The 6,965-nt window shown below is 34.4% G+C and carries 8 protein-coding genes; 2 read left to right on the forward strand and 6 right to left on the reverse strand.

The window, feature by feature from the left end:
- Positions 1–261 (reverse strand): hypothetical protein (locus tag ABIN61_08920; GenBank protein MEO0294323.1); only part of this gene is annotated, 261 nt, incomplete at its 3' end.
- Between the two features lie 780 nt (positions 262–1,041).
- Between ABIN61_08920 and ABIN61_08925 the strand changes: the two genes are divergently transcribed.
- Both ABIN61_08925 and ABIN61_08930 read left to right on the forward strand, forming a co-directional pair.
- Positions 1,042–2,004: a zinc metalloprotease HtpX gene (locus ABIN61_08925; protein MEO0294324.1), complete on the forward strand. Its 963-nt coding sequence runs from the start codon at positions 1,042–1,044 to the stop codon at positions 2,002–2,004.
- A 4-nt stretch (positions 2,005–2,008) separates the two neighbouring features.
- Positions 2,009–2,689, forward strand: coding sequence for a protein-L-isoaspartate(D-aspartate) O-methyltransferase (locus ABIN61_08930; GenBank protein MEO0294325.1), 681 nt, complete (start codon positions 2,009–2,011; stop codon positions 2,687–2,689).
- Here ABIN61_08930 and larC read toward each other — a convergent pair.
- From larC to ABIN61_08955, 5 genes are all read right to left on the reverse strand, one after another.
- Complete coding sequence (larC, locus tag ABIN61_08935; protein ID MEO0294326.1) at positions 2,686–3,870, reverse strand: nickel pincer cofactor biosynthesis protein LarC; 1,185 nt, start codon at positions 3,868–3,870, stop codon at positions 2,686–2,688. The genes ABIN61_08930 and larC overlap by 4 nt on opposite strands.
- A gap of 2 nt (positions 3,871–3,872) precedes the next feature.
- The gene (gene larB / locus ABIN61_08940; protein MEO0294327.1) at positions 3,873–4,634 is read right to left on the reverse strand and encodes a nickel pincer cofactor biosynthesis protein LarB; all 762 of its coding nucleotides are present in this window, start codon (positions 4,632–4,634) and stop codon (positions 3,873–3,875) included.
- On the reverse strand, positions 4,621–5,445 hold the full coding sequence (gene larE, locus ABIN61_08945; protein ID MEO0294328.1) for an ATP-dependent sacrificial sulfur transferase LarE: 825 nt from the start codon (positions 5,443–5,445) through the stop codon (positions 4,621–4,623). Before larE ends, larB begins: the two co-directional genes overlap by 14 nt.
- A 160-nt stretch (positions 5,446–5,605) precedes the next feature.
- A complete protein-coding gene (locus ABIN61_08950; GenBank protein MEO0294329.1) occupies positions 5,606–6,628 on the reverse strand; it encodes a hypothetical protein in 1,023 nt (340 codons plus the stop codon).
- A gap of 67 nt (positions 6,629–6,695) precedes the next feature.
- A complete protein-coding gene (locus ABIN61_08955; GenBank protein MEO0294330.1) occupies positions 6,696–6,872 on the reverse strand; it encodes a hypothetical protein in 177 nt (58 codons plus the stop codon).
- Positions 6,873–6,965: the final 93 nt, after the last annotated feature.

Genomic DNA, 6,965 nt, shown 5'->3' on the forward strand with positions numbered 1-6,965 from the left:
ATAATCACCAAAGGAAAGAACAGAAAGAAGGTCTCCTTCTTTTAGGGTTAGTTCATCAGTGAAAACATTACCTTTTGCATCTTGGATGGTTATTCCAAAATGGGAAATATAACCTCCAGGCATTCTGGATGAAAAACTAATTTTAAACCCATCTGGAGACTGTAACACCTTTCCAGGAGGCAAATCCCCAATACTGCAGATGTCATCAATAATAGTAACCAGAGAGTCGTTAGCAGAGAGGAGGCACCATACACCTTTCAAGGTATCATTTACACCGAGATTTTTTATAATGGGTTTAAGGATAAATGTCTCCCCTTTTTGTGGGTATCCATCATTATTTCCACCTGTTATCTCCCAACCATAAAGAGCAAGATAGGAAGGAACACTTCCAAAGAGGTTTACTCAGGAATGTTTTAATAAAGAGATAATGCCACAAATGAATTATTGTTTACAAAGTTTTTTCTAAAGATACAGCTTTTAACAATATGGAAGGAATAAGGAACGTTATTGAAAATAAAGGGCTTTTTTGCCCTTGTCTATTGGTAAGGCTTCCAATTTTAAAACTACAAGAGATATGGAGGACATTATGGAGTGAGTTCTGGGTAATAAGAGAATCATATAGATAAGATATTAAAGGATTTTGGTATTGTTTTAATTTAATACCGGCAAATTCACCCCAGGCGAAGGGTAGATAGGCTTATAAATGAGATGCGGCCTGCTAAGATAAAATGAAGTAGAAGTCCGATTCTCCTCTCTTGGCACAATATGGGTTTTAATTGAAGGTAAGGTTATCTATCGGACGGAGATATCCGAGGAGAACTCTCTTGTGAAGAGAGATAAAGTAATAGAGGATATTTTGAAGAATAGGGTATCCAAATGAAAATAGGACATTTATTTATGAAAAAATGTGAGATTTATTCCGAAAAACAACATTGACATATTGTATAAAAACAACAGCCCTCTTTTAAAAAATTTTCATAAAAAGCTCTTGATTTCTATCTGGTAAAGATTATTTTTTAATAAAAATAAGGAGGAAGAAGAATGTTTAGACTAAAGATGAGAATGTTTATATTAATTATTGTCTTGTTTGGCATCGTTTATGCTGTTGCAACTATGATTGGAACAATTATGGGAATAACAAACTTTTATTTCTATCTTTTCCTTGCTTTACTTTTTATGTTAATTCAATACATAGTAGGGCCTAAAATTGTGGAATTGTCTATGGGTGTTAGATATATAGAGAAGGACGACCACCCAGAACTCCACCAAATTATCGAAGAACTTGCTAAAGAAGCTAAAATACCAAAGCCAAAGATTGGAATTTCACCTATTTCTATTCCCAATGCCTTTGCCTTTGGAAGGACAAGAAGCGACGGGAGGGTATGTGTTACCGAAGGTATTTTAAAAGTTCTTGATAAAAATGAACTTAAGGCAGTTCTTGGGCATGAGATCTCGCACATTGTAAATAGAGATGTCTTGGTCATTACGCTGCTCTCTGTAATTCCCCTCTTAATGTATAGAATTGCATGGCATCTCCTCTTCTTTGGTGGTATGGAAAGAAGAAAAGATAAAGGTAGTTATACAGCCATCATTGGGCTTTTAGCCTTAATTTTTTACTTCATTACAAATTTACTCGTTCTTTATGCCTCAAGAATAAGAGAATACTTCGCTGATAAAGGTTCTGTAGACTTAGGAAATAGACCCTCAGCCCTCGCTTCGGCTCTTTACAAACTCGTTTATAGCTCCGCAAAAGCTGATAGAGAAACAATAAAAGATGCTGAAGGATTGAAAGCCTTCTTTCTTAATGACCCTTCAAGAGCAATAGATGAAATAAGAGAACTTGCCCAAATAGATTTAGACAAAAGTGGAACGATCGATCCTGATGAACTTAGATACATCTATTCAAAAAAGGTGAAGCTTAGTTTCTCTGATAAATTACTTGAGGCTTTAAGCACTCATCCAAATATGTTAAGGAGAATAAAAAAACTCTCAGAATATAGCTAATTATATGATAATTCTTTTCTATCTTCTATTTTTTAGCGCCACGAAAGAAATAAAGGATGATTATTATAGTGCTCGTAAGAAGATGATAGAGGAACAAATAATAAGAAGAGGAGTAAAGGATACCCTAGTGATAAATGCTATGCTTACTGTAAAGAGACATCTTTTTGTCCCTAAGAATTTGCGGTCTTTGGCTTACGAAGATTATCCTTTACCTATAGGATATGATCAAACAATTTCACAACCATACATTGTAGCACTGATGACAGAACTTCTGAAAGTAGAAAAGAAGCACAAAGTTCTTGAAGTAGGGACAGGTTCTGGTTATCAAGCTGCAATTCTTTCCCTTCTTACAGATTCAGTTTTTACGATTGAGATAATCCCTGAACTTGCTCAATCTGCCAAAAAAAGGTTAGATAGCTTAGGATACAAAAATGTGTTTGTAAAAATAGGAGATGGTTATAAAGGCTGGAAAGAGCATGCTCCTTTTGACAGAATCATTGTAACATGTGCTCCAGAAGAAATACCACCACCGCTTTTAGATCAACTCTCTATTGGTGGAAGAATGGTAATTCCTCTTGGTTCTTATTATCAAGAGTTAGTTCTTATAACAAAAGATTCAAAAGGAGTATCTACTAAGAGTATAATTCCAGTGAGATTTGTTCCAATGTTAAGAGAAAAAAATTAATCGTTATTTTTTAGGGAACTCTTTGCTATAGTTTTCACCATTTCGTAAACTTCTTTTAAAGGAATCTTCCTTTTTTCTGCAATTTTTTTACAAGATTCGTATTCAGGAGAAACATTTATGAGTTTTCCTCTTAAATAAGAGAGCTTCACTTCTGCTTTTCCTAAAGGAGTTTTTATCTTTCTCACTTCCCTATTTAACTTTATCCTTTCTATATCTTTTATTCTAACCCCAATTGTGGTTGTCTCTCTAAAAAGAATTTCTGTTAAAAAATGAATATCTTCTTTTCTGCATAAAATAGACAACATAAAGCCTGGTCTACCCTTTTTCATTTGAATTGGGGTTCTGTAAACCTCAAGAGCTCCTTCTTTAAAAAGCTTTTCCTCAACAAGGGGAAAGAATTCAGGATTCATATCATCAATATTTGTCTCAATTAATACCTCTTCTAAACCTTTTTCTTCAAGAACACCTAATATTGCTCTTAAAAAATTAGAATTCCCCTCAAGAATTCTTGATCCAAAACCAATTCCAATATTATTAACTCTCATTAAAGGCATACCATAAGAATCTACAAAGTGCCTTATTATTAAAGCCCCTGTAGGTGTTACGAGCTCGCTATTAATTCCAGTTGAATAAATTGGTGCCTTAGCACGCCTAAGTAATTCTAAGGTAGCTGGAACTGGAAGAGGTACTCTTCCATGCTTTATTACCACAGAACCCATTCCAACATTTATTTTAGAAAAATAAACTTTCTTTACTCCTAAGAGTTTTAAACCAATTATTGAGCCTACTATATCAGCAATTGAATCAATTGCTCCAAGTTCATGGAAATGAATTTGCTCTTTTGAAACCCCATGGATTTTTGCTTCAACTTCTGCAAGCTCTTCAAACATTTTTTCGGCTTTTATTAAAATATCTCTATCAAGATTGGATTCCCTCAAAATCTTTTTTATATCCTTAAGTTTTCTTTCTTTCTCTTCCTTTTGCTCTTTTACTTCAAACCTTTTCCCCACAAAATTTCCCCTTCTTTCTTCCCATATTTCTATATTTGTGCCCCGAGGTAAGATTTTCTTTAACATTCCTTCAAATCTCTTCCTATCCAGTCCCAAGTCAAGAAGAGCTCCTATAAACATATCTCCACTTATGCCCGAAAAACAATCTATATACAAAATCTTCTCTTCCATTTTTATTTTTTCTCTTTCATTTTCTTTATAATAGCCGCAGCAAAAAATCCTGCGTTATACCCACCATCTATATTAACAACACTAACACCTGGAGCACAAGAATTGAGCATTGTAAGAAGAGGAGCAAGCCCTTTAAAACTTGCCCCATAACCACAAGAAGTTGGAACAGCAATTATTGGAGTATTAGTAAGTCCTGCAATTACAGAAGGAAGAGCGCCTTCCATTCCAGCAATTGCGATTACAACATCAGCTTTTTTTAATTTTTCTTTTATCCATAAAATCCGATGAATTCCAGCAATCCCAACATCAAATATTGTTTCCACTCCTACCCCCATTGACCTTACTGTTATTTCACTTTCTTTTGCCACCGGAATATCTGAAGTCCCAGCAGTGACAATCAAAACTTCACCAATTGTCTTTTTTGGATATTCTCCAATGAAAGCAATAGAGGCTTCAGAATATATTTTCGCTTCAGGATAAATCTCTTTTATTTTCTTTAATGTTTCCTTAGGAACTTTTGTGGCAAGGACATTAGTATGATTTTTTAACTTCCCAATTATCTCTATTATTTGTTCCTCAGTTTTGTTTAAACAATAAATAGCTTCAGGAGCCCCCATTCTAAGTTCTCTATGTGTATCAATTTTCGCAAAACCAAGTTCCAAGAAAGGAAGACTTTCTAAAACTTCTAAGGCCTCTTCTACACTTTTCTTCCCTTTTCTAACTTCCTCAAGCAGTTTCTTTATTTCGCTTTTACTTAAACTCAATATCCATACTCCCGCTTCTATAACCTTCAAGATCAAGAGTTACATACTGATAGCCAATCCTCTTAAAACTTGAGATTATACTTTCTCTTTGAGAAAAAATCTTATCAAAATCTTTTTCTAAAACTTCTATTCTTGCTATTTTCCCGTAATCTCGAACACGAACCTGATTGAAGCCTTTCGCTATTAATAAGTTTTCTGCTTCTTCAACTTTTTTTAATTTCTTTTTTGTGAGTCTTTCTCCATAAGGGAAACGAGTTGCAAGACAACTAAAAGAGGGTCTATTCCAAGATGATAATCCCAATTTCCTGCTCAATAACCTTATTTCTTCCTTTGTAAATCCAACTTCCAGTAACGGACTTTTAACGTTAAGCTCTTTTATGGCTTTTAACCCAGGTCGATAACCCTTTATATCCTCTACATTTGTGCCTTCTATAACCTCTTTTAATCCCCTTTTTTTCGCTATTTTTTTTAAATTTTTAAATATTATTTTCTTACAGAGATAACATCTATTAATTGGATTCCTTTTCAAATTATCTTCAGAAAGAAGCGAAAAATCAAGCACTTCCCATTTACACCCGATTCTCTCTGCCATTCCTTTTGCTTCTAAGATTTTCCTCCCAGGGATCAATTCAGATTTCACGGTTACGGCTAAAACTTTTTCTTTGCCTAAAAAATCCATAGCCGCCTTCAAAAGAAAACCACTATCAGCCCCCCCAGAAAAAGCCACAAGAACAGATTTATATTTTCTTAAAACTTCCTTAAGTTTTTGACTTTTCTTATTTTTTTCTGTGAAAATTTCTAACGATTTCAATTTTTACACCATTTTGAATATACCCTACTTTTTGGGATTGTCAATGGACACCAAATCCTTCTATGACCACAAAGGAAAAATCTCTTCTTTTACGAATTTAAGATTTTATTATATTTTATCTTCTTATCCTACACTCAAGAATTAAATGCTCAAGCTCAACTTAAAGCCTGAAACCACAGCATCCCTCGCGTTCTTTTGGCGTATAAAGGATGCCAAGGCTTAATATTCCATTCACATGAGGTCCTTTATCCCCAAATAATTCTTGAAAGTTTGTGGAGATGCGACCCTCAAGGAGAAACCTAAAATCATAGGTTCTAAAAAGGGCTAAGCCTCCTGCAACCTCAAGAGCCATTCCTATTCCAGATTCGTAATAGCCCCTTTGAATGGCGGTTAAAGCTAAACCCCCTCCTAAATAAGGAGAAAAATCTTTCCTACTAAAGAAATAAAGAATAGAAACACCAATTTTACTTTCGGTCATGTTCCTGTTCCCTAAATATAAAGTATCCTCCTCCTCCAGAGGTAATACTAAAACTCTAGCATTCAACTCTCCAACTAAATTTGGAGTCTCATACCAGCCTACAAATCCATAACCATAAAGAGTTTTCCCTTGAACATCTCCATACCCTGCAAAAAGTTTTGACACGTTTAAAACTATTCCACCAGCATAAAAACTTTTCTTTCTCTTTTCGGCTTTCCAAACTTCCTCTTCAGTTATTTTTTCTATTTCGACAGTCTCTCCCACCTTTTTACCTTCTTTAATACCTTTCACAAGGCGAGATACACAAACGTCTAAATCTTCTGGGGTCGTTGCTGTCGCTTTATCTGAAAAAAATATCTCACCTGTTTGGGATTTAATAGCTACTGCTGAAATGATATGTTTTTCACCTAATTTAGTAATAGAACCAAAAACTACTTCTTCTAAACCAAGTTGTCTTCCAATTTGAGCTGCACATCCTTTATCTTGACATTCAACTTTTTCTCCCAAACTCCTCTCAATCTCTTCCGGTAAGACTAACCTATCTCCATAAGAGCTAAACTCTGTTCTTATAAGTTGATAAATTGCCTCTCCTACATCAGTTTCTACTCCTACGAGCTTAAAAGGAAGCAATCCTATTCCTTTTGCGAAAAGAGAGATAGATAAAAAAACCAAAATCAAACTCAACACTACTTTTAATTTTCCCATATTTCCTCCTTTTGAAAAAAGTTAATACAATTCATTATTTTGTCAAGCCCTTTCTAATTTTGTTATGTTAAATCCAAGGCAGGTGGTGGACACTTTGAGATATTTTAACATTCACAAGGTCTAATTCCAGATTAAGAGTCACATCCATTTTCTTCTCCAGGAGTTTATCAAGATCCGGCACAAACAAGTGGAGAAGTTCAGGAGATTTATTTCTCTCAATAAGTGTCTCTAAAGTGTTTATCATTCTTGTTTGAGTTCTTTCTCATCGTATTAAAGAAAAATAGATAATTATTGACTTTATGAAAGAAATGCTCTTTCCCTTCAAAGACTTCTATAT

This window comes from candidate division WOR-3 bacterium, from assembly GCA_039804165.1.
GTDB lineage: Bacteria > Hydrothermota > UBA3072 > UBA3072 > UBA3072 > JAFGHJ01.